The following is a 24228-nucleotide window of genomic DNA, read 5'->3' on the forward strand; positions in this document are numbered from 1 at the left end:
AGCTCCTACACAGCTTCTACAGACCCAGCGGGAGCAAGCTCCCTCGCCACAAAGACACCCTGCAGGCTGCTCTGGCTCAAGGGTTTGCTTCAGGTGCGTTGGCGTAAGCGGTCGATCGTGGCAGGATGGCAAGGTTATCGACCGAGACTTTTTGACCATGCCGCCATCCCAAGCCAAGAATCTGTCCCTGATCGCTGCCATCGACCTGGGCTCCAACAGCTTCCACATGGTCGTCGCCAAGGCCCAGAACGGGGAAATTCGCATTCTTGAGCGGCTCGGCGAAAAGGTCCAACTGGCCGCCGGCATCGATGAAGAACGCCAGCTGAGCGAAGAATCCATCCAGCGCGGGCTCGACTGCCTCAAGCGATTTGCCCAACTGATCAACGGCATGCCTCTGGGCGCGGTGCGGATCGTCGGCACCAACGCACTGCGCGAGGCACGCAACCGTGGCGAGTTCATCCGCCGCGCCGAAGCCATCCTCGGCCATCCGGTGGAAGTCATTTCCGGCCGTGAAGAAGCCCGCCTGATCTACCTTGGTGTCTCCCACACCCTGGCCGACACCCCGGGCAAGCGCCTGGTGGCGGACATCGGCGGCGGCAGTACCGAATTCATCATCGGCCAGCGCTTCGAGCCGCTGCTGCGCGAAAGCCTGCAAATGGGCTGCGTCAGCTACACCCAGCGTTATTTCCGCGACGGCAAGATCACCCCGGCCCGCTATGCCCAGGCCTACACCGCGGCGCGCCTGGAAATCATGAGCATCGAGCACGCCCTGCACCGCCTGACCTGGGACGAAGCCATCGGCTCCTCAGGGACCATCCGGGCCATCGGCCTGGCCCTCAAGGCCGGTGGTTACGGCACCGGCGAGGTCAACGCCGAGGGCCTGGCCTGGCTCAAGCGCCGGGTATTCAAGCTCGGTGAAGCGGACAAGATCGATTTCGAAGGCATCAAGCCCGACCGCCGAGCGATTTTCCCGGCGGGCCTGGCGATCCTCGAGGCGATTTTCGACGCGCTCGAACTGCAACGCATGGACCACTGTGAAGGCGCCCTGCGCGAAGGCGTGCTCTACGACCTGCTGGGGCGTCATCATCACGAAGACGTGCGCGAGCGCACCCTGGGCTCGCTCATGGAGCGTTATCACGTCGACCAGGAGCAAGCCGTACGGGTCGAACGCAAGGCGTTGCATGCCTTCGACCAGGTGGCCGACGACTGGGACCTGAACGACGGGGTCTGGCGCGAGTTGCTGGGTTGGGCCGCCAAGGTCCATGAAGTGGGCCTGGACATCGCCCACTATCACTACCACAAGCACGGCGCCTACCTGATCGAGCACTCGGACCTGGCCGGTTTCTCCCGGGAAGACCAGCAAATGCTCGCGCTATTGGTGCGCGGCCATCGACGCAACATTCCCAAGGATAAATTCGCCGAGTTCGGCGATGACGGCATCAAGCTGATTCGCCTGTGCGTGCTGCTGCGTTTTGCGATTCTGTTCCACCACATCCGTGGCACCCAGGAAATGCCGCAAGTGGCCCTGCATGCCGACGGTGATCAACTGGACGTGATGTTCCCCGACGGCTGGCTGGAAGAGAACCAACTGACCCAGGCCGACTTCGCCCAGGAGGCGGAATGGCTGACCCGGGTCGGGATTGTGCTGAACATCCACTGAGCCCAGCGCCAACACAAATCTCTTGTGGCGAGGGGATTTATCCCCGCTGGGCTGTGTAGGAGCTGTCGAGTGCAACGAGGCTGCGATCTTTCCCCAGACACTTGAGTCCCAAGCGAAAGATCAAAAGATCGCAGCCTTCGGCAGCTCCTACAGTGCAGCCCAGCGGGAGCAAGCTCCCTCGCCACAAAAGCCAAGCTCGCCCCAGGACGTTTAGCGAACCGCCAACACCGGGCTGCTCAAGCGCTCGAGCAACGTCGCCTGGGCGCTGCGCGGGTTCTGGTTGCCGGTCGGCGTGTTGCGGATGTAACGGCCGTCCGACTGCAGGCTCCAGCTGTGGGTGTTGTCGGTGAGGTAGCTTTCCAGCTCCTTCTTGACCCGCAGGATCAGCTTCTTGCCTTCCACCGGGAAGCAGGTCTCGACCCGCTTGTCGAGGTTGCGCTCCATCCAGTCGGCGCTGGACAGGAACATCTGCTCCTCACCGCCGTTGAGGAAGTAGAACACCCGTGTGTGCTCCAGGAACCGCCCGATGATCGAGCGCACGTGGATGTTGTGGGACACCCCCGGGATGCCTGGCCGCAGGCAGCACATGCCCCGCACCACCAGGTCGATGCGCACGCCCGACTGGCTGGCCTTGTACAACGCACGGATGATCTTCGGATCGGTCAGCGAGTTGAACTTGGCAATGATGTGCGCCGGTTTGCCGTCCAGGGCGAACTGCGTCTCCCGGGTGATCATGTCGAGCATGCCCTTTTTCAGGGTGAACGGCGCGTGCAGCAGCTTTTTCATGCGCAGGGTCTTGCCCATGCCGATCAACTGGCTGAACAGCTTGCCGACGTCTTCGCACAGGGCATCGTCGGAGGTCAGCAGGCTGTAGTCGGTGTACAGGCGGGCGTTGGCGGCGTGGTAGTTGCCGGTGCCCAAGTGGGCATAACGCACGATCTCACCGGCTTCACGGCGCAGTATCAGCATCATCTTGGCGTGGGTCTTGAAGCCGACCACGCCGTAGATCACCACTGCACCGGCCGCTTGCAGGCGGCTGGCCAGTTGCAGGTTGGATTCCTCGTCAAAACGCGCGCGCAATTCGATCACCGCCGTGACTTCCTTGCCGTTTCGCGCGGCGTCCACCAGGGCATCGACGATCTCCGAGTTGGCGCCGCTGCGGTACAGGGTCTGGCGCACCGCCAGGACGTGGGGGTCCTTGGCGGCCTGGCGCAGCAGGTCGACCACCGGCGTGAACGACTCGAACGGGTGCAACAGCAGGATGTCCTGCTTGCTGATCACGCTGAATATGTTCTCGCTGTTCTGCAGCAGTTTCGGGATCTGCGGCGTGAACGGCAGGTATTGCAGTTCCGGGTGGCTGTCCAGGCCGGTGATGCTGAACAGTCGGGTCAGGTTGACCGGGCCGTTGACCTGATACAACTCGGTCTCATGCAAGTTGAACTGCTTGAGCAGGTAGTCGGACAGGTGTTTCGGGCAAGTGTCGGCCACCTCCAGGCGCACCGCATCGCCGTAGCGACGGGAGAACAGCTCGCCGCGCAGGGCGCGGGCCAGGTCTTCGACGTCCTCGGTGTCCACCGACAGGTCGGCGTTACGGGTCAGGCGGAACTGGTAGCAACCCTTCACCTTCATGCCCTGGAACAGGTCATCGGCGTGGGCGTGGATCATCGACGACAGGAACACATAATTGTCGCCGGGGCCGCCGACGTCTTCCGGCACGCGGATGATGCGCGGCAACAGGCGCGGCGCCGGGATGATCGCCAGGCCGGAATCGCGACCGAAGGCGTCGATGCCTTCCAGTTCGACGATGAAGTTCAGGCTCTTGTTGACCAACAGCGGGAACGGGTGCGTCGGATCGAGGCCGATCGGCGTGATGATCGGCGCGATCTCGTCGCGGAAGTAGCGGCGCACCCAGGTCTTGATCTTGGTGTTCCAGTTACGCCGGCGGATGAAGCGCACCTGGTGCTTTTCCAGCTCCGGCAACAGGATGTCGTTGAGGATCGCGTACTGCCGGTCTACGTGACCGTGGACCAGCTCGCTGATGCGGGCCAGGGCCTGGTGCGGTTGCAGGCCATCGGCGCCGGCCTGTTCACGGGCGAAGGTGATCTGCTTCTTCAGGCCGGCCACGCGGATTTCGAAAAACTCATCCAGGTTGCTGGAAAAGATCAGCAGGAACTTCAGCCGCTCCAGCAGCGGATAGGACTCGTCCAGCGCCTGCTCCAGCACGCGGATGTTGAACTGCAGTTGCGACAGCTCGCGATGGATGTACAGGCTGCTGTCATCCAGGTTCGGAATGGCAATCGCCGGGGCCGGGGCGGGCTCGACGACAGCCGGCGGAGCGGGTTCCAGCTCAGGCGGCGTCTCGGCGATTTGCTCGACCACGGGCTGAGCGTCTTTTACGGCAACTTCGGAGAGTCCTTCGGTATTCATCGCAAGTTCCTGGGAGGCTATTTCTGCTCTCGTAACAATTGGGCGGCGCGCACGGCAAAGTAAGTCAGGATGCCATCAGCGCCTGCGCGTTTGAAAGCGGTCAAGGACTCCAGGATCACCCCTTCGCCCAACCAACCGTTCTGGATCGCGGCCATGTGCATGGCGTACTCGCCGCTGACCTGATAAACAAAGGTCGGCACTTTGAATTCGTCTTTGACCCGGCAAAGAATGTCGAGGTAAGGCATGCCAGGCTTGACCATGACCATGTCTGCCCCTTCTGACAAGTCAGCCGCCACTTCGTGCAAGGCTTCCTGACTGTTGGCCGGGTCCATCTGATAAGAGGCCTTGTTGGCCTTGCCCAGGTTCAGGGCTGAGCCGACCGCATCGCGGAACGGGCCGTAGTAGGCGCTGGCGTACTTGGCTGAATAGGCCATGATCCGCACATTGACGTGACCGGCCACTTCAAGGGCTTCGCGGATCGCCTGGATGCGCCCGTCCATCATGTCCGAGGGGGCCACCACCTGGGCACCGGCCTCGGCGTGGGACAGCGCCTGTCGGACCAACGCATCGACGGTGATGTCGTTCTGCACGTAACCGTCTTCATCGAGGATACCGTCCTGCCCGTGGGTGGTGAACGGGTCCAGCGCCACGTCGGTGATCACCCCCAGTTCCGGGAAACGCGCACGCAGGGCACGGGTCGCACGTTGGGCAATGCCCTCCGGGTTCCAGGCTTCGGCGGCGTCCAGGGATTTGAGCGCCGGTGGCGTGACCGGGAACAGGGCCAGCGCCGGGATACCCAGCTCGACCCAGTGGGCGGCTTCTTCGAGCAGCAGGTCGATGGTCAGGCGCTCCACCCCAGGCATCGACGCCACCGCTTCGCGACGGTTCTCGCCGTCCAGCACGAATACCGGCAGGATCAAGTCATCGGTGGTCAGCACGTTTTCACGCACCAGCCGACGAGAGAACTCATCACGGCGGTTGCGACGCAGGCGGGTAGCAGGGAACAGACGATTGGCGGGGGTAAAGCTCACGGCAGACTCCTGAGCCCGCAGACGGGCGAGCGTGACAGTTATAAGCGGCCATTATGACGAACGTGTGACAGTTGTGCTAAAGCGCGACCGGTAGTCGCAGTCATTGTCTTCTGTAGGAATTGTTCACGTCGAGACACATTTCGATACTTTCCTGAATGTGCCTGAAGGGTTAGGCTGCGCGTTCATTTCGCCAGCACCCAGACAATGCTCCAACAATTTCTGCATGACTTCGGCTACTTGGCCCTGTTTATCGGCACGTTCTTCGAAGGCGAAACCATCCTCGTGCTCGCAGGCTTCCTGGCGTTCCGTGGCTACATGGACATCAACCTGGTGGTGGTCGTGGCGTTCTGCGGCAGCTACGCGGGCGACCAGCTGTGGTATTTCCTGGGCCGCAAGCACGGTCGCAAGCTCCTGGCGCGCAAGCCGCGCTGGCAGTTGATGGGGGATCGCGCACTGGAGCACATCCGCCGGCATCCGGACATCTGGGTCCTGAGCTTCCGCTTTGTCTACGGCCTGCGCACGGTGATGCCGGTGGCGATCGGCCTGTCAGGCTATCCGCCGGGCCGCTACCTGTTGCTCAACGGCATCGGCGCGGCGATCTGGGCCACGGCCCTGGCCGCCGCCGCGTATCACTTCGGCGCGGTGCTCGAAGGCATGCTGGGCAGCATCAAGAAATACGAGTTGTGGGTGCTCGGCGCGTTGTTGGTGCTGGGCCTGGTCCTGTGGCTGCGCCGACGCATCAAGAATGCGCGGCTGGCCAAAAAAGTCCTTGAAGCCGAGCGCCTGGAACAAGCTCGGTCCGGCGAACCTACGACGCCAACCGAGTAAACCGGCTGCGACAGCAGTACAGCCCGATGCCGCTGAGCAGGCTGTAGCTGAGCAACCCGACCCAGGCCCCATGGCTCATCACAGCGCTGGCCGGCCACAACCCGGCCAACGGCGCCAGCCACACCAGCGGCAGATTCGAGGCCAGCCGCAACAGCTCCAGCTTCAGCGCCCACGGGCGATTCTCCAGGGCCACGCCCAACACGAACAGACCGAATGCCACCGCGCCCCAGCCCAGCACCAGGGCGGCGACCGGCAGGCTGCCTTCAAGGTTCATCAAGTAACTGCCCAAGGCAATGTAGACGCAGAACTGCAGCCCCACGTACCCCTGCTGGCGAGGTTCCAGCGGCACTTCGAATTTGCGGAACCGGCTCAGGTCCGGCTTGTTCAGCGGGTATTGCGCCGCGACATCCGCCGGGCGCCAGCCGGTGGGCATGAACCAGATCCGCAGCTTGTCCCACCAGCGCCCGGCCCGCCGCGCGTCGGCCCACAATTGGGCATAGAACTGCAGGTTGGCCCATAACGGATTCCAGCTCGCCAGGGGCGTGGTCACGCCAAAAATCACCGGTTCGTTATCGTCTTCTTCTTGGAAGGTGCCAAACAGACGGTCCCAAATAATGAACACCCCGCCGTAGTTGCGATCCATGTAGAGAGGGTTCTGTGCATGGTGGGCACGATGATTGGACGGCGTCACGAAGCACCACTCCAGCCAGCCGAGCTTGGGAATGTGCTGGGTGTGGACCCAGAACTGGTACAGCAGATTCAACGCCGCGACGCTGACGAAGACCACCAGCGGCACGCCCAGTACGGCGAGCGGGACGTAGAAGATCCAGCTCAACAGGAACCCGGTGCTGGTCTGGCGCAGCGCGGTGGACAGGTTGTAGTCCTCGCTCTGGTGGTGCACCGAATGGGCGGCCCAGAGGATGTTGCGCTCATGGCCCATGCGGTGCAGCCAGTAGTAGCAGAAGTCGTAGAGCACGAAGGCAAACACCCAGGTCCAGGCCCGGTCGGCGGGCAGCTCGATGACCGCCAGGTGTTCCAATGCAAAGGCATAGGTCACCAGTCCCACGCCTTTGGTCAGCAGGCCCGTGGTGGTCGACAGCACCCCGGTGCTCACGCTGTTGATCGCGTCTGCCACGCGGTAGTGGCTCACACCCCGCCAGCGATCGGCCAGCAACTCGACGGCGATCAGCACGAAGAAGAACGGCACGGCATACAGGATGAAATTCATGACGCAACCCGGGCAGGCAAGGCAGGGAGATAGTCGGCAGATTAGGTGTAGCTGCCCGATCCCCCTATGGCAACGAGTGACAAATTAGTAGACATTTAACGCCATGAATCTGGAGAAAAGCCCATGAGCAAAAAAATTGCAGTGATCCTTTCCGGCTGTGGCGTGTATGACGGCGCCGAGATCCACGAAAGCGTGATCACCTTGCTGCGCCTCGATCAGCGTGGGGCGCAGGTCCAGTGCTTCGCCCCCAACATTGCCCAGTTGCATGTGATCAATCACCTGACTGGCGAAGAAATGCCCGAGAGCCGTAACGTGCTGGTGGAGTCGGCGCGGATCGCCCGGGGCAATGTGAAGGATCTGCGTGACGCCAACGTCGAGGATTTCGACGCACTGATCGTACCCGGTGGTTTTGGCTCGGCGAAAAACCTCTCCAACTTTGCCGTCGAAGGCGCCGGCTGCACCGTCCAGCCAGAGGTCCTGGCCTTGACCGAGGCCTTTGCCGAGGCGGGCAAACCGGTCGGGCTGATCTGCATCTCTCCGGCCCTGGCGGCAAAAATTTATGGCCCGGGGGTGACCTGCACCATCGGCAACGACCCGGACACTGCGGCGGCCGTGAGCAAAATGGGTGGTACTCATGAAGATTGCGCGGTAACCGACATCGTCGAAGACCGCGCACGCAAACTGGTCAGCACCCCGGCCTACATGCTGGCGCAGAACATCAGCGAAGCGGCTTCAGGCATCAACAAGCTGGTGGACCGGGTGTTGGAGCTGACGCACGAGAACGACGTTTAACAGCAGCACCGCCAATCCAATGTGGGAGCGAGCCTGCTCGCGATAGCGACGGTTCAGCTGGCATAGCTGCTGGCTGACACACCGCCATCGCGAGCAGGCTCGCTCCCACAGGGGTTTGGGCAAGTCTCAGGAAATTCGGGTCAAACGCGTCAGGATCCGATCCAGCGCATTGGCAAACCCCTGCTTGTCCCGCTCGCTGTACGCCGCCGGGCCCCCGCCCATGTGCCCTTGTTCACGCAAATCGGTGAACAGGTTGCGCACTGCCAGCCGTTCGCCCATGTTCTGCGCATCGAACTCCTTGCCCCGCGGGTCGAGGGCGGCAACGCCCTTCTTCACCAGCCGATCAGCCAAGGGCACGTCGCTGCAAATCACCAATTCACCCGGCACCGCGTGCTCCACCAGGTAGTCGTCCGCCGCGTCGGGGCCGCTGGGCACCACGATCAATTTCACACAAGCCAGGGCCGGCTTGATCTGCGGCTGACCGGCCACCAGTACCACCAGGAACCTGCGCTTCAGGGCGAACTTGACCACCAGTTCCTTCGCCGCCTTGGGGCAGGCGTCGGCGTCGATCCATACGCGCATTGAGTGGTTTCCTCTATTTAAAAAGCATCGCGAGCAAGCTCGCTCCCACAGGGACAGCCTACCTCCTGTGGGAGCGAGCTTGCTCGCGATGATGAGCGCAGCGAATGCTGTTGTTCAGGAAACCTGGACCCGGCGCTTCTCCGCCACCCAACTGCGCCCATACAGCACCACGATCGCCAGGATCGCCACCACTTGGGCGGCCAGCGAATAGGCATCGGCATGAATGCCCAGCCAGTCGAAGTCGAAGAACGCCACCGGATGGGTGCCGAAGATCCCGGCTTCCTGCAAGGCCTTCACGCCATGACCGGCGAATACCACCGACAGTGCGCACAGCAACGCGGCGTTGATGCTGAAGAACAGCGCCAGTGGCAGTTTCGCCGAGCCGCGCAGGATCACCCAGGCCAGCCCCACCAGCAACACCAGCGCCGTCGCGCCGCCGGCCAGCACGGCGTTATGCCCGGCAGGGCCCGCTTGCAGCCACAGGGTTTCGTAGAACAGGATCACTTCGAACAGTTCGCGATAGACCGAGAAGAACGCCAGGATCGCAAAACCGAACCGGCCGCCGCCGCCCACCAGGCTGCTCTTGATGTAATCCTGCCAGGCCGCCGCGTGGCGACGGTCGTGCATCCAGACGCCCAGCCACAGCACCATCACACTGGCGAACAGCGCCGTCGCGCCTTCGAGCAGTTCACGTTGGGCACCGCTGACGTCGATCACATACGCCGCCAGGCCCCAGGTCGCCAGGCCAGCCAGCAATGCCAGGCCCCAACCGACATTGACGCTGCGCACCGCCGACTGCTGGCCGGTGTTGCGCAGGAACGCCAGGATCGCCGCCAGCACCAGGATCGCTTCCAGCCCTTCGCGCAGCAGGATCAGCAAGCCGGAGATGTAGCTCAGCGACCAGCTCAAGCCATCGCCGCCCAGCAAGCCGGCGGACTCCGTCAACTTGGCCTTGGCTGTGTCCAGGCGCTGTTCAGCCTGTTCCACCGGCAAACCGTCCTGCAGCGACTGACGGTAGGCCATCAAGGCCTTTTCGGTGTCCTTGCGCACATTGGCGTCGACGTTGTCCAGCGAGCTTTCCACCAGCTCGAAACCTTCCAGGTAAGCCGCTACCGACAGGTCATAGGCCTGGTCATGGTCACCGGCGCGATACGCCGCGATGCTTTTGTCCAGGGTCGCGGCCGTGTAGTCGAGCAACTGCGCCGGGCCACGTTGTACCTGCGGCGGCTGGGCCCGCTGGGCACGGAATGTCGCCGCTGCGGCGGGGCCTTGCGCGGCGAGGACTTCGGCCGGGGTCTGGCGCGCCAGGTCAGCGAGGTTGAAGGCCTGTTCACTTTTGGCTGCGGCCGGATCGGCGCTGAAACTGGCGATATAGGTCGCCAGGTCCCAGCGCTGACGGTCGTCGAGCTGATCGGCGAAGGCTGGCATGTCGGTGCCTTCAACCCCCATGCCGAGGGTGTTGTAGATCGCATAGAGACTCAGGCGGTCCAGGCGCTGGGCGTCGCGCAAATTGGCAGGCGGCGGTTCCATGCCGACACCGGCAGGCCCGTCGCCGGCACCGTTGGCGCCGTGGCACACCGAGCAGTTCTGCGCATACAGCGGCGCGCCGCGGGCGGGATCCGGGGTGATGACCGGCGCCTGGCTGACTTCATACGCCACCGCCAGCTTGGCTCCCAATTGCCGCGCCAGACGGGCAACATCGCCGCCGTCCTGGCGTTGGGTAATCGCGGAGCGCAAGTTGCCGATGCCCTGGACCAGTTCGTCCTTTTCCGGCTTGGCCGGCAGCCCGGCGATCAACCCTTCCAGTGCCTGGGTAAATTCCAGCTGCTCACGGTATTCCGCATCGTCGATGACCTTGCCCGCCTCGACCGTGGCCGGGTAATCCGCCCCGATGTAATCCAACAAATGCAGCGCCTGAGGGGCACTCTCGACGGTATCGGCCAGCAGCGAAGTGCTGCACAGCGCAAGCAATGGCAGTACAAGCCAGGCCAGGAAACGAAACGGCACAGTCATGAATGACTCTCAGTTGGTAATAAGAAGTAACACATTGTTCACTTCCAATGGCTTTGGCTCAAGGGCTGATGTGTTCTAGCGGTCTGTTTTCATCGGATTTTCATGCTTTGGAGGTGATGTCACAAAAACGGCATTTAGGAATTGAAAAGCCATTACATAGCCAAGCGCCATGTTTATAATCCGGCGGCCTTCTTATCATTTGACGGCATAAAAGCTCCTCTTTTCATGAGGAACCGACAGCGTCATGACGCTCGTCCGTGGGATCGCTCCAGCCCGACCCGCACACCTTGGCTGCTATCAGGGAAGAAAATGTTCATGGCATCCCGTGCCGTTCTTTCGGTCGCCCTTGGCGCGATCACCTTGTTGTCCGGCTGCGCGGCCTTTCGCAACTACGACAGCGAACTGGCCCAGACCAACCAGCAATTGGCGTCCGGCAACGTCGACGGCGCGTTGACCCTGCTGGAAAAGAACAATTCCAGCCAAGACAAAGACCTGCTGTACTACTTCGAGAAAGGTGAGCTGCTGCGTGCCAAGGGCGATTTGTCCGGCAGCCAGACAGCCTGGAGCAGCGCCGACCAGCAGGTGGGCCAGTGGGAAGATGCAGTCAAGCTCGACACGGCCAAGTACCTGGCCCAGTTCGGCAGTTTCCTGGTCAATGATAAAGTCCGCCGCTACGAAGGCTACGACTACGAAAAGGTCATGCTGACCACACAGATGGCCCTGAACCTGCTGGCGGTGAATGACTTCGACGGCGCGCGGACCCAGATCAAGAAGACCCACGAACGCGAAGCGGTGATCGCCGACCTGCGGGACAAGGAATACCTCAAGCGCGAGGAAGAAGCCGAGAAACAAGGGGTCAAGACCGAATACAAGGACCTCCAGGGTTATCCGGTGGCCAGTCTCGACGCCCCGGAAGTGGTCAGCCTCAAGAACAGTTACCAGAGCGCGTTCAGCCATTACCTGGCCGGTTTCGTCTACGAAGCCCTGGGTGAAAAGGACCTGGCCGCACCGGGTTATCGCAAGGCCGCCGAACTGCGTCCCAACACGCCATTGCTGGAGCAGGCCCTGCGTGACCTCGACAAACCCGCCGCCAAGAGCGATGACAGCGACATCCTGATCGTGGTGCAGAGTGGCCTGGCGCCGTCTCGGGACTCGATCCGCATCCCTCTGCCCTTGCCAATCAGCGGCAACCTGGTCATCACGCCATTGTCGTTCCCGCTGATCAAGCCTGACACCTCCACGGCCACCTTCGGCCAGATCGGTGTCGACGGTCGTCAGCTGGACCTGACCCAACTCAACAGCACCACCGCCATGTCTCGCCGGGCCCTGCGCGACGACATGCCGGGCATCATCCTGCGCACCACCGTGCGCGCCGTCACCCGTGGCGTGGCGCAAAAGCAGATCAACGAAACCAACCCCCTGGCCGGCCTGGCCGTCGGCCTCACCTCGGCCGTACTCGAAGGGGCCGACACCCGGACCTGGCGCACCCTGCCCGACTACACCCAGGTGGTGCGCCTGCGCCTGAAGAAAGGTGAGCACCAGGTCACCCTGCCAAGCGCGGTGGGCGGCTCGGTGGTCAAGATCACCGTCGACCAGCGCTACCAGGTCATCAGCCTGCGGGCGGTGGGTAACCAGGTGTTCGCCGGCGGCCTGGCGGCCCAGGTGATACCAGGCACCACCCCGACCGCCATTGCCCTCAAGCAACCTTAAGAACGGAGTCTTGTTCACATGCGTTTAAAACTGATCGCCGTCGGTGCCCTGGCCTTGCTGGCCGGTTGCGCCACCCCGCCACCACCGGAGCCAGGCAGCGCCGCGAGCAAGGTCGTGGCGATGGGCAAGACCAAGAACATCGTGGTCGGTGCCATGCGCGTGGCCCGGGAAAACGGCTACATGACCGTCAATGTCCAGTTGAGCAACACCAGCTACAACAACAAGACGATGTACTACCGCTTTGCCTGGCTGGGGCCGGAAGGTTTTCCGATCGCCGAGGAAGAAACCTGGAAAAGCCTGACGCTATACGGCGAACAGACCAGCTTCCTGCCGGCCATCGCACCGACCCCCAAGGCCGTGGATTTCCGTTTGGAAATCAATACCCCTTGAGCCTGATCCCGGTCAGCCAAGCCAACACCGGCCCCGTGGCGAGGGAGCTTGCTCCCGCTGGGGCGCGAAGCGGCCCCAAAATCTTGCGGTTGCTACGTAACCGAGCGGGAGCAAGCTCCCTCGCCACAGGGATCGTCGGCACAAGTTCCTTTGCTGATCGGCATTGCACCTGAGCCCATATTCATTCAGTTTTCGAGAGCACCCATATGTTCGTACGCATTTCCTCCCTCGCCCTCGCCGCCCTGCTAGTCAGCGGCTGTGCCAACAACTCGCCGGTCTTGGGCAACAAGAACATCAGCTACGGCGATACCAAGGCCGTGGAAACCGTGACCAACGAGTTCGGCTCCACCGACCTGCAGATGATCGCCGAGTCCATGACCCGTTCCCTGGCCCAGTCCGGCATCTTGCAGGGTCGCCCGGTGGTCCAGGTCTATGACGTGAAGAACAAGACCAGCGAATACATCGACACCCGCGAAATCACCACCAGCATCAAGACCCAGCTGATGAAGACCGGCGCCGCCCGTTTCGCCAGCGACAACACCGCCATGGAGAGCCAGGTCGACCAGCTCAAGCTGCAGAACCAGAGCGGCCTGTACAAGAAAAGCACCGTGGCCAAGACCGGCAACATGATCGCTGCCAAGTACCGCCTCGAGGGCTCCATCAGCTCGATCGTCAAGCGCAGCAGCGACTACAAGGACGTCTTCTACAAATTCAGCCTGCAATTGATCGACGTCGAGAGCGGCCTGGCCGAGTGGATGGACGAAAAAGAAATCCGCAAGACCACGGAGCGCTAAGCCATGCGCACATGGATAGGCATCATGGCCCTGGCCTGCGCATTCAGCGCGCAGGCGGCCCCAAAAGTCGCAGTGACCGACCTGGCGTACCAGGAACGGGTGGAGGAGTACATCCACACCGTTTCGGCGCAAAGCAACTTCCAGGCGAACCCTTACAGCGCCAGCGCTTCCTCGAGCTACGACGAGATGGAAGCCACCAGCAGCTACATCGAACAGGGCGAACTGCGCAAGTTCACCGGTGACATCAAGGGCGAGATCCTGCGCAGCGGGATGTTCCAACTGACCCAGGGCACGCCCCACACCGCGGCGTCCAATGGCGACGTGTATGACGTGATCAAGCGCATCAAGGCCGGCAACTTCAAGGGTGCCGACTACGTGCTGTTCGGCACGGTGTCGGACATCGACTTCACCCGCGACATCAACGAGCTGGCCAATACCGACAGCTACTCGGCTGTGCTGGCGTTGACCCTGGTGGCGGACTTCAGCCTGATCAACACCAAGACGTATGAAATCACCTCGGCCTTTACGGCCATGGGCGAAGGCCAGGACACCAAGTTGCTGAACCACCGGGACGTGCACATCAGCCTCAACCGTCCACGGGTGGTACGCGAGGTGTCCAAGGCGCTGGGTGAAGACGTGGCACGGCAACTGAGCGAACAGCTCGGCGGCCCGAGCTATGAACAACCTGGCGAGCCGGTGCAGCGCAACAACCTGCCTCGGGATACCGCGCCGGTGATCTTGCGCTAAGGCATACCGTCGGGTAGCTGTTTAGCGGCTCTTGTGGCGAGCTAGCTGTTTTGGCTTCTGTGATGAGCTGAATGCTTTTGTGGCGAGGGAGCTTGCTCCCTCGCCACAAAAGCCCTCTACAAAAGCCAGCCACAAAAGCTACCTCGCCACAGATTTTGCTTTATGCCGCGGCCTTGCGAATCGTCGCAAGCAGCCCCGCCGCGCCAATGAACATACCCGCGAAGGCCCGGTTCATCCGCCGCTGCTGTTTCGGTGTGCGCAACAGACGCAGGACCTTGGACGCCAGCCCGGTATAGCCGGCCATGACGATGAGATCGACAGCGATCATGGTGACGCCCAGGATCAGGTATTGCTGGATCAACGGCGCATGGGGATTGATGAACTGCGGCAGCACCGCCAGCATGAACACCAGCGCCTTGGGGTTGCTGACGTTGACCAGAAAGCCGCGAAACACCAGCGCCAGGGGCTTGCCGATGGGCCGCGGGACCGCGTCGTCAGTCATGTCACCGGGAATGGCTCGCCACTGTTTGACCCCCAGGTAGACCAGGTAGGCCACGCCGAACCACTTGATCGCATAGAACGCGGTGGCCGACGCGGTGAGGATCGCGCCAACACCGGCGGCGACGATCACGATTTGCAACGCCAGACCCAATTGCAGGCCCAAGGCGTTCCAGTAACCGCGCCAGAAACCATAGCGCAGACCGCTGGACATCGATGCAATGGCACCGGCACCAGGGGAAAGACTGATCACCCAACAGGCGGCAAAAAACGCCAGCCATGTCTCCAGCAACATTGCACACCTCGGCTCGGATTCGTCGAAACGACTAAGCTAATGCGCCGCCACGTCGTTGACCATCGTTTTTTTGCACGAGCACTTAAGCGGGCATGAGCCGTGGCGAGGGAGCTTGCTCCCGCTGGGCCGCCTAGCAGCCCTTTGCGTTATTCGACGAACCCACCCACCGGAAACGCTTCGCTACCCCGCCAGCGCCGTACCGAGCGCTGGAAGAACAGACTGTTGGGCACTTGCACCATGGCGCTGCCGGTGCCGAGTTCCTCGGGTTCGATCAGCGTGGTGTACAACAGATTGATCGCCACCACGCGCCCCTTGATGCCGGGCTTGTCGGTGGTGTCCACCAGCTCGACCACATCGCCCAGGCGAAACGGTCCGACGGTGTAGATCAAAACGGCGCAAAACAGATTAGACAGCACACTCCAGATGGCGAAGAACGCCACCGCTGCCACCGCGACAAAACCCGACAGGGCCGTCCACAGTACCGTGGCCGAGACGCCCAGGCGCTCGAGCACCACCAGTACCGCAGTGCCCATGATCAGCCAGCGCAGCACGCCCCGCAGGATAATCACCAGTTGGGGTGGGAGCGGGTAACGCTCACCCAGGCCCGTGAGCGCACGCGCGACAAAGCGCTGCGAGACATAACCGGCCACCAGGATCAGCAGGATTTGCACACCGAGCCAGATCGGCTCGATCCACAGGACAGGGACAGGCAACGTCAACGCTTCCATCAGGACAAAGCCTCCAGCTCCGCTTGCAGGTTTTCCAGCAACTCCAGCGCTTGCATCCACGCCTCCTCGAGCTCCGCTTCCCGAACCTTCAGCCTGGCCTGTTCGGCCAGCAGGTCACGCAACTCATCCTTGCGCGCCGCCTCGTAGAGACCACTGTCGCCCAGGCTGGTTTCGATTTTCTGCAGTTTTTCATGCAGCTTGCCCAGCTCGGCTTCGAGCTTGTCGGCCTCGCGCTTGTGCGGCGCCAGTTGCTGGCGCAGTGCGGCGGCGGCTTGGCGCTGGGCCTTCTTGTCGGTCTTGTCGGGGTTGACCGGCGTGTTGCTGACCGGCGCGTTGCGCTGGCGATATTCCACCAGCCAGCGGGCGTAGTCTTCCAGATCGCCGTCGAATTCCTCGACCTTGCCATCGGCGACCAGGAAAAAATTATCCGTGGTGCTTTTGAGCAGATGTCGATCGTGGGACACCACCAACACCGCGCCACTGAACTCCTGCAAGGCCATGGTCAGGGCCAGGCGCATCTCCAGATCCAGGTGGTTGGTCGGTTCGTCGAGCAGCAACAGGTTCGGCCGACCCCAGGCGATCAACGCCAGCGCCAGGCGGGCCTTTTCGCCGCCGGAGAAATTCAACACTGGCTCGTCGATGCGCGCCCCACGGAAATCGAAACCGCCGAGGAAATCGCGCAGGGTCTGCTCACGCTCGGTCGGTGCCAACCGTTGCAGGTGCAGCAGCGGGCTGGCCTTGGAATCCAGGGAGTCGAGCTGGTGCTGGGCGAAATAGCCGACGACGGTGTTCTCGCCCCGGGTCAGGCGCCCGGCCAAAGGCTCGAGTTCGCCGGAAAGGTTCTTGATCAGGGTCGACTTACCGGCACCGTTGGGGCCCAGCAGACCGATCCGCGCACCTGGAGTCAGTTGCAGCTTGACCTTCTCCAGCACGGTCTTGTCGCCGTAACCCAGGCGTGCGTCGGACAGGTCGATCAACGGGCTGGAGATCTTGGTCGATTCGCGGAAGACAAAATCGAACGGTGAATCGACGTGGGCCGCCGACAGCTCTTCCATCCGCTCCAGCGCCTTGATCCGGCTTTGGGCCTGGCGGGCCTTGGTGGCCTGGGCCTTGAAGCGGGCGATGTAGCTTTCCATGTGCGCACGTTGCGCCTGTTGCTTCTCGTAGGCCTGCTGTTGCTGGGCCAGGCGTTCGGCACGGGCACGCTCGAAGGCGCTGTAGCCACCGCGGTACAAGGTGAGCTTGCGCTGGTCGACATGGGCGACGTGATCCACCACCGCGTCGAGGAAATCGCGGTCGTGGGAAATCAGCAGCAGCGTGCCCGGGTAGCTCTTGAGCCAGTCTTCGAGCCAGATGATGGCGTCGAGGTCCAAGTGGTTGGTCGGTTCATCGAGCAACAGCAGATCCGAAGGGCACATCAGGGCCTGCGCCAGGTTCAGGCGCATCCGCCAGCCACCGGAGAAATCCCCGACCTGGCGATCCATCTGCTCATTGGTAAAGCCCAGGCCGGCGAGCAATTTACGCGCGCGGGCATCGGCGGTGTAGCCATCGGCACTGTCGAGTTCCGCGTGCAGACGGGCCTGTGCGGCACCGTCGTGGGCCGCTTCGGCCGCCGCCAGGTCACGTTGCACCTGGCGCAGGCGCAGGTCGCCGTCGAGCACATAGTCCACTGCCAGGCGTTCGAGGGTGTCGACCTCCTGGCGCATGTGGGCGATGCGCCAATCGGCCGGCAGCAGGCAGTCGCCCGAGTCCGGGTGCAGCTCGCCTCGCAGCAAGGCGAACAGGCTCGATTTGCCGGCGCCGTTGGCACCGATGAGGCCGGCTTTGTGGCCGGCGTGCAGGGTCAGCTCGGCGTCTTCTAGCAGACGTTGCGGGCCACGCTGTAAAGTCAGGTTCTGAAGTCGGATCATAATGGCGGCGGAGTCTACCAGCTTCGCTCGCAACTGGCGCGAGTAGCACGATGTCCCCTGACCTGTGGAGTTTTTCCCTCGACCTCTATGCCAAGCCTGGCGTAGAGCCCGCCTGCCTGGCGTCACAAGATGCCGGCGCGAACGTCTGCCTGCTGCTTTGCGGCCTGTGGCTGGCGCAGCGCGGCGTGGCCTGCAATGAAGACAGGCTGCAACAACTGCGAAAACTGGCCGAGCCGTGGGATGCCGAGGTGGTGCGTCCTCTGCGTAGGCTTCGCAGCCAATGGAAAGCCAGCGCCCTCCAGGACACGGCACTCGATAGCCTGCGCGAGCAGGTCAAGCAACTGGAGCTGACAGCCGAACGGCGATTGCTGGAGCGATTGGAGGCGATGGCCAAGGATTGGCCCGGGGCACAACAGAACGATTCAGCCCAATGGCTGCAAGGGCTGGCGGCGAATGCCGGGCCAGCGAGCCGCGACGCGCTGCATCAGCTGCGCGTCGCGGTGTCCGGCACTTAGGAAGCGCTGGTTGGGGTGCTGCTGGTGCTCGGCGCAACGACAGCTGGGCTGGTCGCCGCGGCCGGAGTGCTGGCGGTTGGCGCAGGTGCCGCGGTCGGAGCCGGGGTCGGTGTCGCCGGCTTGGTAGCTGGCGCAGTCGCAGGTTTTACAGCGGCTGGTTTTTTCGCGGCCGGTTTCGCGGCTGGCTTGGTAGCGGCTGGCTTCGCTGCAGCAGGTTTTGCCACGGCCGGCTTGGCAGCGGCTTTAGCCGTCGCTTTGGCGGGAGCTTTGGCAGCGACTGGCTTGGCAGCGGTTTTTGCAGCGGGCTTGGCCGCAGCCGTTTTGGCTGGCGCAGGCTTCGCTGCTGGTTTGGCCGCAGGCTTAGCGACAGCCGGTTTTGCAGTGGCTTTTACCGCCGCTTTGGCAGCCGGTTTAGCGGCAGCGGTTTTCGTCGCGGCAGGTTTGGCAGCGGCGGTTTTAGCGGCAGGTTTGGCAGCGGCGGTTTTAGCGGCAGGTTTGGCGACAGCTTTTGCCGCAGGTTTGGCGGCTGGTTTTGCAGCAGCTTTTACAGCGGGCTTGGCAGCGGCAGGTTTAGCGGCCGCTGTTTTTGCGGCTGGCTTGGCAGCCGCCTTGACGACTGGTTTTTTGGTCGCAGGTTTTGCAGCGCTGGCAGCGACGGGTTTGGCAGCCGGCTTGCTGGCGGCTTTGGCCGGTGCTTTGGCGGCAGGCTTGGCAGCGACTTTGGCCGGTGCTTTTGCCACGACGGGTTTAGCCGCCGGCTTCTTGGCCGATACAGCGGCAGGCTTGGCAGCACGAAGCGATAGCGCCTTGCCCGCGGCTTCTTGCACGCGACCGACGCCTTGGGCCAGTTTCAGGCTTTCCTGGGCATCACGCTTGAGTTGCAGGATGTAGGCGCGGGTTTCGGACTGACGATCCTTCAAGGCATCGAGCAGGTCTTCGAGTTCTTTCACGACGTCCTTGGCCTTGGCTTGTGCCTTGGCCTTGCCGGCGGTGGCTGCGTCTTGCAGTTTGGTGCGCGACTTGTGCAGTTTTTCCTGCGCTTTGCCGCGTTGCTTTTCCAGTTTGGCGAGCAGTTTTTCAGCATCAGCCAGGGCTTGGGAGCAGGCATTTTCCAGATGTTCGAGCAAGCTGCCCGAGAGTTGTTGGAGCAAGTGCAACGGAGTGTTTACAGGCTTCTTGGTGGCCGACATGGTTTACCTCCTGACTGACGTGAGTGCGGCTCATACTAGACCTCTGCTGCAACCGCCGCTAGGGCATGTTGACAGTACACAAGACGTTGCGTTGCAAGAGACGAAAAATCTTCTGCGCCAGTGCCTTGGCAATCCACCTCTACAGATATCGGCACTGGCATAATTCCTCGATTCGAGGCCGGAGAGCACACATGTCGCGTCACCTGTTTTTTATCCTGTGCATGGTTTGCGCCACGGCCCAGGCCGTTGAAAAATCCGCTACAGACGATGCTCACGATTTGGCTTACAGCCTGGGCGCCAGCCTCGGCGAACGCCTACGCCAGGACGTGCCGGACCTGCAGATCAAAGCCTTGGTCGAAGGTTTGCAACAGGCCTACCTGGGCAAGCCGCTGGCGCTCAAGGATGAACGCATCGAACAGATCCTGGCCGAGCACCAGGCGCAACTGAACGCACCATCGACAACACCGCAGTTCGAAGCAGCGTTGAAGACCGAGCAGAAGTTTCTCATCGAAGAAAAGAACCGACCCGGCGTCCAGCAACTTTCAGACGGCATCCTGCTGACCGAAATCAAACCAGGCCACGGTGCGAAGGCCGGCCCTCACGGCAAAGTCCAGGTGCTATATATCGGTCGTTTGCCGGACGGCACCGTATTCGATTCAAACCGCCAGGCACAGTGGTTCAGTCTCGACAGTGTGATTGACGGGTGGCGCAGTGCATTGCCGCAAATGCCGGTCGGCGCGAAATGGCGGCTGGTGATTCCGTCGTCCTTGGCCTATGGCGCCGAAGGGGCCGGGGATGTGATCCCGCCGTACACGCCATTGGTGTTTGAAATCGAGTTGCTGGGCGCGACGACCTGACGTTGGCCCAATAAAAAACGGTGCGCAATGCGCACCGTTTTTTCATGACCGCAAACCCTCAGGCCTGGACGGTATCTTCTTCCTTGTGAGCGTTGTGCAGCACTTCGATCAGGCAGTCTTCCAATTCGAAACGCTCGTGCAGCAAGCCGCCCAGCTCCTTGAATTTTTCCGCCACGCACTTGCCTTCATCGCACAGGTCGTTGAACGCCAGCAGCTTCTCGGTGATGACATCGATGCGTGGGTAGATCGTCTCGGCCAGTTCCAGGCCGCGCTTGTCGTTGAAGGCCTTGGCCTCGCCCGTCAGTTGTTCGTAGATCTCGAAATGACCGGCAGACACATAGTCGACCAGCACACCGCAGAACTCCTGCAAGGGTTTGCGGCTTTCGCTCAGGGCTTCAGGCTTGTCGCCAAGATCATCGTAGGCCCGAATCAGTTCGCGACGCTCCTGCAGCCAGCGATCGATCAGCAGATGCACCCCACCCCAGCGTTCCTGAGCATTCTGACAACTTTCGAGCATGGTGATTTCTTCCCTTGTGAGTCATGCCACTCGCAGCCTGTGCACGCCTGATGGACCAGGGACAAGCCAGACACAACATGATCGAGCGGCACAATTCCAATAACACGTGCGGGCCAGATTATGCCCGCGCGACAATGGCTTCAAGGTACGCAGGAGATAAAGTTCATACAAGTGTTTAATCCATGGCCCGGACCAACTGCGACGTATCGCCGCCGAGCGGTCGTACCAGAGCACTCCAGGCAAGGCGCAGGAGTAGATAGGTCATCGCGCTGGACACCGCGAGAAAAAACAGCAGGCTCCACTCGGGGATGCTCAGGTCGAACAACGTCCAGGTGATATTCGCACAGTCGACGGCGCCATCGAGGATACGATGCAACGCGCACCACCAGGAATCCATCGGCTTGGGCTGGACAATGCAATCAGGAAACGGCTCGAACGAATGGCTTTGCATCAGGACCTGACGCCATGCCAGGGTCATTCCCGCCGTCGCCGAAACCAGCCCTGCCGCACCATAGAAGAGACTGCCTCTTCGGCCTGGACCGTGTACGCACGCCACCAGGCTGTTCGCCAGGAACAGCATCAGGCACAACCGCTGCAAGACACACAGGCTGCAAGGCTTCAGGCCGACCGAATATTCCAGATAAGTGCTGATGCCCAAAGCCAGGGCGGCGGCGATGGAAGCCATGAGAAACAAGAAGCGTGAGCTGGCCGAAGACATGGCGATTCCGTAACAGAAGAGACAGGCAGTTACGGTAGAGGAAAGCCCTCGGGCCTTTCAAGGCGGCCCCGCGCAGACACTTCACCAAGGGTGTAGGGAATTCCCGACAGCTCGAAGGTGATTCGGCGCGATCGACTGTAGGACTTTGCTGAAGGTATGACCAAAGCCCCAAAACCGGGGTGGTATTCGCACCCCTTATTCAAGGTTTCCAACCCGTGGCGAGGGAGCTTGCTCCCGCTGGGCTGCGCAGCAGCCCCAAAGCCATTCAACGCGGTGCATCAGGAAAAAACAGTGAGCAGGTTTTTACGACTGCTGCGCAGCCGAGCGGGAGCAAGCTCCCTCGCCACAAAAGGATTCATACATACTCAGGAATTGAGTCATGCCCTTTTCAAGTGGACAAGACCTGGGCCGGAACCGGCAACGGCGCGGCCAGCAGACGCTCATCCAACAACCCCAACCCCTCTTGGAACAACTGGTTGCTGCGCTCGGTATCCCCCAGTTGCGCCAGCAGGCGCGCCAGTTCAGCGCAGGCTTCGGGATTGCGCTGAACGCGCAAACTGCTTTCCAGATAATCCCGCGCCTTGCCCCACAAGCTGTTCTGCAGGCATAGGCGCCCCAGGGTCAGCAGCAGGCTTGGATCCGCCGGGTGGTCCTTGAGCCAGCCTTCGGCCGTTTGCAACTGGCGGATCGGATCATTGCCGCGAACCAAGCCGTACAGCCGCGCCAGGTGACTGTCGTAGTGACGCTTGAGCGCGCCCCGCAAGATCTCTTCAGCCTCGACCTGGGCACCCAGCTGGCGCAGTTGCTCGGCATAGGCCAGCACCAACGCCGACTCTTGGCGCTGCGCGGAAGTCAGTTGTTGCCAGGCGCGATTGAGCGACTGCAAGCCAACGCTGCCGTCCTCCTCGCGGTGCGCCGCCAGACTGAGATTCTCGCCCCAGGCGCGACGCTCCAACTCAGCCAGCTCGGCCGGCGGCAGGACCTTATCCTTGCGCAACTCGGGCAACAGCCGGATCACCGCCGACCAGTCGCCACGCTGTTGATGCAGTCGTTGCAGTTGGCGCAAGGCCTGGACGTTATGGGGATGACGCTCATGCATGGTTTGCAGCGTGCTCAGTGCACCGTCCGTGTCGCCCCGGTCCGTCTGCAGTTGCGCATGCGTCAGGGCAATGGCCAGTTCCGCCTGGGGCTGACGCTCCAGGGCGCGCTCCAGCAAACTGTCGCTCTGCTCGTAAAGACCCTGTTCGTTGGCCGCGCGGGCGGCGCCCAGGTAATACAGCAGCGGTTGGCGCTCGGCTTCGGCGGCGCGATGCAGGTGCCGCTGGGCACTGGCCCAGCGGCCTTCGGCCAGGTCCAACTGGCCGTGTTCGATCGCCACCTGCACCCGGCGGCTGCGGTTGCGCCGCGACCACGGGTTGACCACGCCACTGGACGTGGTCACCAGCCCGATCAGGAACCTCAGGCCTCGCCACACCAGCCAAATCACCGCCACCAGCGCCAGGGTGACCCACAGGCCGGCTTCATAACGGAAGTTCTTGTACGCCACCAGCACGTAACCCGAGTGTTCGGCAATCGCCACGCCCAGCAAGCCGGCGGCAGCGATGACCACGAACAGAATCACGTAGAGACGCTTCATGGCGTGGCCTCCTGCGCGCCAGACGCGGGCAGCGGCTTGACCGAGTCCTGGGCGTTGAGGTTGCGGCGTTCAAGGTAAGCCTGGACGCTGCTCAGCGTGCCCGTCAGGTCCGGGGTGACCACTGTCACCGGTTGCTTGGACAACTCACCCACCCGCTCAAGCATGATTTTGCTTTGCGGATTGTCTTGGTTGAAATTGTTTTTCAACACGTCCCGCGCCTCGGTCAGCGCCTGGGTGTATACCGGTGCCTGACCATTGAGGGCGGCCCACTGCGCCTGCTCCAAGGCCAGGCTCAAGGCCAGGCGAACTTGCACGAGGCTTTGCCCGGCCAGCAGCGGCCGGACGTTCTCATCGGCGTTGAAGTCAATGCGGATATAGCGCGAAATCTGATCCCACCACTGTGCCCACCGGCTGGCACCATCGCCATCGGCGGTCAGGCCCAGCAGCGACTCTCCGCGATCCTTGTACTCAGGTGCCAGTTCGGTCAGTTGCAGCACCTGGTCACGCAAGGCGCCCAGTTGCAGGAACAGCCCGGTGCGATCCGGCTGTTCGGTGCTGCGCAGCGCAGCGAGGGTCTTGGCCAGTTGCTCGCGGGCAGCGAACGAGCCGGGATCGTTCTGCTCGCGCAGGATTTCATCAGCGCCCTGGACCAGCGCCTGGGCACTGTTGATGTCTTGCAGGGCGGAAAGACGCAGGCTGGCCAGGCGCAACAAGTGCTCGGCCTCTGCCAGGCGCCAATCCTTGCGGCTGGCACCGAGCACGGTTTCCAGGCGTTGGTTCAGCTGCTGCTGATCACCTTGCAACTGGGCCACTAGGCGCCGCCTTTCCTCCAGCTCTTCAGCCGGGGGCAGTTGCGCCAGGCGCTCGCTCAAGCGTTGCTCGTTGAGCTTGAGGGCCTGGGCCTGGTCATTCAGCGCCTGGACCTGGGCGGACTGCTGCTGATTATTGGTTTGCAGGTGACGCACCTGCCACACGGCCCAGCCGCCAACGGCGACGCCGGCAGCGCCGAGCAACAGTGCAACAACGGCCAGCCCGTTGCCGCGACGCGGCACCACGGGTGGCGGAGTTTCAACCGGCGCATCGATCGCTGGCTGGTCCAGATCTTCTTTTGGCAAGGCTGTTTCGCTCACGTATCCATCCTTTGCATTAGAAAACGGCACGG

22 protein-coding genes are annotated in these 24228 nt (G+C 62.2%); 9 read left to right on the forward strand and 13 right to left on the reverse strand.

The window, feature by feature from the left end; genetic code table 11:
* Positions 1 to 157 precede the first annotated feature (157 nt).
* Positions 158 to 1660, forward strand: coding sequence for an exopolyphosphatase (gene ppx, locus AD659_RS26760; RefSeq protein ID WP_053126446.1), 1503 nt, complete (start codon positions 158 to 160; stop codon positions 1658 to 1660).
* Between the two features lie 210 nt (positions 1661 to 1870).
* On the opposite strand, the gene ppk1 is transcribed toward ppx, so the two are convergent.
* Both ppk1 and hemB read right to left on the reverse strand, forming a co-directional pair.
* A complete protein-coding gene (gene ppk1 / locus AD659_RS26765; protein WP_053126448.1) occupies positions 1871 to 4087 on the reverse strand; it encodes a polyphosphate kinase 1 in 2217 nt (738 codons plus the stop codon).
* Between the two features lie 17 nt (positions 4088 to 4104).
* The gene (gene hemB / locus AD659_RS26770; RefSeq protein WP_053126450.1) at positions 4105 to 5118 is read right to left on the reverse strand and encodes a porphobilinogen synthase; all 1014 of its coding nucleotides are present in this window, start codon (positions 5116 to 5118) and stop codon (positions 4105 to 4107) included.
* A gap of 204 nt (positions 5119 to 5322) precedes the next feature.
* Here hemB and AD659_RS26775 point away from each other — a divergent pair, with 204 nt between their 5' ends.
* A complete protein-coding gene (locus tag AD659_RS26775) occupies positions 5323 to 5946 on the forward strand; it encodes a DedA family protein (RefSeq protein WP_053126452.1) in 624 nt (207 codons plus the stop codon).
* Here AD659_RS26775 and AD659_RS26780 read toward each other — a convergent pair.
* Positions 5927 to 7174, reverse strand: a complete 1248-nt coding sequence (locus tag AD659_RS26780; RefSeq protein WP_053126453.1) for a sterol desaturase family protein — start codon at positions 7172 to 7174, stop codon at positions 5927 to 5929. The two genes, AD659_RS26775 and AD659_RS26780, sit on opposite strands and share 20 nt — an antisense overlap.
* Positions 7175 to 7297: 123 nt before the next feature.
* Between AD659_RS26780 and elbB the strand changes: the two genes are divergently transcribed.
* Positions 7298 to 7966, forward strand: a complete 669-nt coding sequence (elbB, locus tag AD659_RS26785; protein ID WP_053126454.1) for an isoprenoid biosynthesis glyoxalase ElbB — start codon at positions 7298 to 7300, stop codon at positions 7964 to 7966.
* 126 nt (positions 7967 to 8092) lie between these two features.
* Here the strand turns inward: elbB and AD659_RS26790 are convergent, their stop codons facing one another.
* Positions 8093 to 8548 carry a YaiI/YqxD family protein gene (locus tag AD659_RS26790; RefSeq protein WP_053126456.1) on the reverse strand — a complete coding sequence of 152 codons (456 nt, stop codon included), beginning with the start codon at positions 8546 to 8548 and terminating at the stop codon, positions 8093 to 8095.
* A gap of 114 nt (positions 8549 to 8662) precedes the next feature.
* On the reverse strand, positions 8663 to 10561 hold the full coding sequence (locus AD659_RS26795) for a cytochrome c/FTR1 family iron permease (RefSeq protein WP_053126458.1): 1899 nt from the start codon (positions 10559 to 10561) through the stop codon (positions 8663 to 8665).
* A 315-nt stretch (positions 10562 to 10876) separates the two neighbouring features.
* Here AD659_RS26795 and AD659_RS26800 point away from each other — a divergent pair, with 315 nt between their 5' ends.
* The 4 genes from AD659_RS26800 (at position 10877) to AD659_RS26815 (ending at position 14202) form a co-directional block, all read left to right on the forward strand.
* Positions 10877 to 12271: a COG3014 family protein gene (locus AD659_RS26800; protein WP_053127114.1), complete on the forward strand. Its 1395-nt coding sequence runs from the start codon at positions 10877 to 10879 to the stop codon at positions 12269 to 12271.
* A gap of 18 nt (positions 12272 to 12289) precedes the next feature.
* Positions 12290 to 12661 carry a YcfL family putative periplasmic lipoprotein gene (locus AD659_RS26805; protein WP_003206754.1) on the forward strand — a complete coding sequence of 124 codons (372 nt, stop codon included), beginning with the start codon at positions 12290 to 12292 and terminating at the stop codon, positions 12659 to 12661.
* 206 nt (positions 12662 to 12867) lie between these two features.
* Positions 12868 to 13455 carry a penicillin-binding protein activator LpoB gene (gene lpoB, locus AD659_RS26810; RefSeq protein WP_053126460.1) on the forward strand — a complete coding sequence of 196 codons (588 nt, stop codon included), beginning with the start codon at positions 12868 to 12870 and terminating at the stop codon, positions 13453 to 13455.
* A gap of 3 nt (positions 13456 to 13458) precedes the next feature.
* On the forward strand, positions 13459 to 14202 hold the full coding sequence (locus tag AD659_RS26815) for a hypothetical protein (protein WP_053126462.1): 744 nt from the start codon (positions 13459 to 13461) through the stop codon (positions 14200 to 14202).
* A 160-nt stretch (positions 14203 to 14362) separates the two neighbouring features.
* Here AD659_RS26815 and rhtB read toward each other — a convergent pair whose 3' ends face one another.
* The 3 genes from rhtB to abc-f form a co-directional block, all read right to left on the reverse strand.
* Complete coding sequence (gene rhtB, locus AD659_RS26820; protein ID WP_053126464.1) at positions 14363 to 14995, reverse strand: homoserine/homoserine lactone efflux protein; 633 nt, start codon at positions 14993 to 14995, stop codon at positions 14363 to 14365.
* A 146-nt stretch (positions 14996 to 15141) separates the two neighbouring features.
* Positions 15142 to 15723: a mechanosensitive ion channel family protein gene (locus tag AD659_RS26825; protein WP_053126466.1), complete on the reverse strand. Its 582-nt coding sequence runs from the start codon at positions 15721 to 15723 to the stop codon at positions 15142 to 15144.
* Complete coding sequence (gene abc-f / locus AD659_RS26830; protein WP_053126468.1) at positions 15723 to 17633, reverse strand: ribosomal protection-like ABC-F family protein; 1911 nt, start codon at positions 17631 to 17633, stop codon at positions 15723 to 15725. Before abc-f ends, AD659_RS26825 begins: the two co-directional genes overlap by 1 nt.
* A gap of 50 nt (positions 17634 to 17683) precedes the next feature.
* Here abc-f and AD659_RS26835 point away from each other — a divergent pair, with 50 nt between their 5' ends.
* Complete coding sequence (locus AD659_RS26835) at positions 17684 to 18148, forward strand: TIGR02444 family protein (protein WP_053126470.1); 465 nt, start codon at positions 17684 to 17686, stop codon at positions 18146 to 18148.
* On the opposite strand, the gene AD659_RS26840 is transcribed toward AD659_RS26835, so the two are convergent.
* Positions 18145 to 19338: an AlgP family protein gene (locus AD659_RS26840; protein ID WP_053126472.1), complete on the reverse strand. Its 1194-nt coding sequence runs from the start codon at positions 19336 to 19338 to the stop codon at positions 18145 to 18147. The genes AD659_RS26835 and AD659_RS26840 overlap by 4 nt on opposite strands.
* A gap of 191 nt (positions 19339 to 19529) precedes the next feature.
* On the opposite strand from AD659_RS26840, the gene AD659_RS26845 reads away from it, so the two are divergent.
* Complete coding sequence (locus AD659_RS26845) at positions 19530 to 20195, forward strand: FKBP-type peptidyl-prolyl cis-trans isomerase (RefSeq protein ID WP_053126473.1); 666 nt, start codon at positions 19530 to 19532, stop codon at positions 20193 to 20195.
* A gap of 58 nt (positions 20196 to 20253) precedes the next feature.
* Here the strand turns inward: AD659_RS26845 and AD659_RS26850 are convergent, their stop codons facing one another.
* From AD659_RS26850 to AD659_RS30305, 4 genes are all read right to left on the reverse strand, one after another.
* The gene (locus AD659_RS26850; protein ID WP_053126475.1) at positions 20254 to 20712 is read right to left on the reverse strand and encodes an Rsd/AlgQ family anti-sigma factor; all 459 of its coding nucleotides are present in this window, start codon (positions 20710 to 20712) and stop codon (positions 20254 to 20256) included.
* A gap of 175 nt (positions 20713 to 20887) precedes the next feature.
* Entirely contained in the window at positions 20888 to 21430 is a 543-nt protein-coding gene (locus AD659_RS26855; protein ID WP_053126477.1) for a disulfide bond formation protein B, read from the reverse strand.
* 388 nt (positions 21431 to 21818) lie between these two features.
* Positions 21819 to 23066: a heme biosynthesis protein HemY gene (locus AD659_RS26860; RefSeq protein ID WP_053126479.1), complete on the reverse strand. Its 1248-nt coding sequence runs from the start codon at positions 23064 to 23066 to the stop codon at positions 21819 to 21821.
* A complete protein-coding gene (locus AD659_RS30305) occupies positions 23063 to 24196 on the reverse strand; it encodes a uroporphyrinogen-III C-methyltransferase (protein WP_053127116.1) in 1134 nt (377 codons plus the stop codon). The genes AD659_RS26860 and AD659_RS30305 overlap by 4 nt, the downstream gene beginning before the upstream one ends.
* Positions 24197 to 24228: the final 32 nt, after the last annotated feature.

The organism is Pseudomonas thivervalensis (genome assembly GCF_001269655.1).
GTDB classification, from domain to species: domain Bacteria; phylum Pseudomonadota; class Gammaproteobacteria; order Pseudomonadales; family Pseudomonadaceae; genus Aquipseudomonas; species Aquipseudomonas thivervalensis.

Excerpts from the sequence above, each read along its gene's own strand:
- ppx (WP_053126446.1), top strand. The coding sequence starts at position 158 with ATGCCGCCATCCCAAGCCAAGAATCTGTCCCTGATCGCTGCCATCGAC.
- ppk1 (WP_053126448.1), bottom strand. The coding sequence starts at position 4,087 with ATGAATACCGAAGGACTCTCCGAAGTTGCCGTAAAAGACGCTCAGCCC.
- AD659_RS26775 (WP_053126452.1), top strand. The coding sequence starts at position 5,323 with ATGCTCCAACAATTTCTGCATGACTTCGGCTACTTGGCCCTGTTTATC.
- AD659_RS26780 (WP_053126453.1), bottom strand. The coding sequence starts at position 7,174 with ATGAATTTCATCCTGTATGCCGTGCCGTTCTTCTTCGTGCTGATCGCC.
- elbB (WP_053126454.1), top strand. The coding sequence starts at position 7,298 with ATGAGCAAAAAAATTGCAGTGATCCTTTCCGGCTGTGGCGTGTATGAC.
- AD659_RS26790 (WP_053126456.1), bottom strand. The coding sequence starts at position 8,548 with ATGCGCGTATGGATCGACGCCGACGCCTGCCCCAAGGCGGCGAAGGAA.
- AD659_RS26795 (WP_053126458.1), bottom strand. The coding sequence starts at position 10,561 with ATGACTGTGCCGTTTCGTTTCCTGGCCTGGCTTGTACTGCCATTGCTT.
- AD659_RS26800 (WP_053127114.1), top strand. The coding sequence starts at position 10,877 with ATGGCATCCCGTGCCGTTCTTTCGGTCGCCCTTGGCGCGATCACCTTG.
- AD659_RS26805 (WP_003206754.1), top strand. The coding sequence starts at position 12,290 with ATGCGTTTAAAACTGATCGCCGTCGGTGCCCTGGCCTTGCTGGCCGGT.
- lpoB (WP_053126460.1), top strand. The coding sequence starts at position 12,868 with ATGTTCGTACGCATTTCCTCCCTCGCCCTCGCCGCCCTGCTAGTCAGC.
- AD659_RS26815 (WP_053126462.1), top strand. The coding sequence starts at position 13,459 with ATGCGCACATGGATAGGCATCATGGCCCTGGCCTGCGCATTCAGCGCG.
- rhtB (WP_053126464.1), bottom strand. The coding sequence starts at position 14,995 with ATGTTGCTGGAGACATGGCTGGCGTTTTTTGCCGCCTGTTGGGTGATC.
- AD659_RS26825 (WP_053126466.1), bottom strand. The coding sequence starts at position 15,723 with ATGGAAGCGTTGACGTTGCCTGTCCCTGTCCTGTGGATCGAGCCGATC.
- abc-f (WP_053126468.1), bottom strand. The coding sequence starts at position 17,633 with ATGATCCGACTTCAGAACCTGACTTTACAGCGTGGCCCGCAACGTCTG.
- AD659_RS26835 (WP_053126470.1), top strand. The coding sequence starts at position 17,684 with ATGTCCCCTGACCTGTGGAGTTTTTCCCTCGACCTCTATGCCAAGCCT.
- AD659_RS26840 (WP_053126472.1), bottom strand. The coding sequence starts at position 19,338 with ATGTCGGCCACCAAGAAGCCTGTAAACACTCCGTTGCACTTGCTCCAA.
- AD659_RS26845 (WP_053126473.1), top strand. The coding sequence starts at position 19,530 with ATGTCGCGTCACCTGTTTTTTATCCTGTGCATGGTTTGCGCCACGGCC.
- AD659_RS26850 (WP_053126475.1), bottom strand. The coding sequence starts at position 20,712 with ATGCTCGAAAGTTGTCAGAATGCTCAGGAACGCTGGGGTGGGGTGCAT.
- AD659_RS26855 (WP_053126477.1), bottom strand. The coding sequence starts at position 21,430 with ATGTCTTCGGCCAGCTCACGCTTCTTGTTTCTCATGGCTTCCATCGCC.
- AD659_RS26860 (WP_053126479.1), bottom strand. The coding sequence starts at position 23,066 with ATGAAGCGTCTCTACGTGATTCTGTTCGTGGTCATCGCTGCCGCCGGC.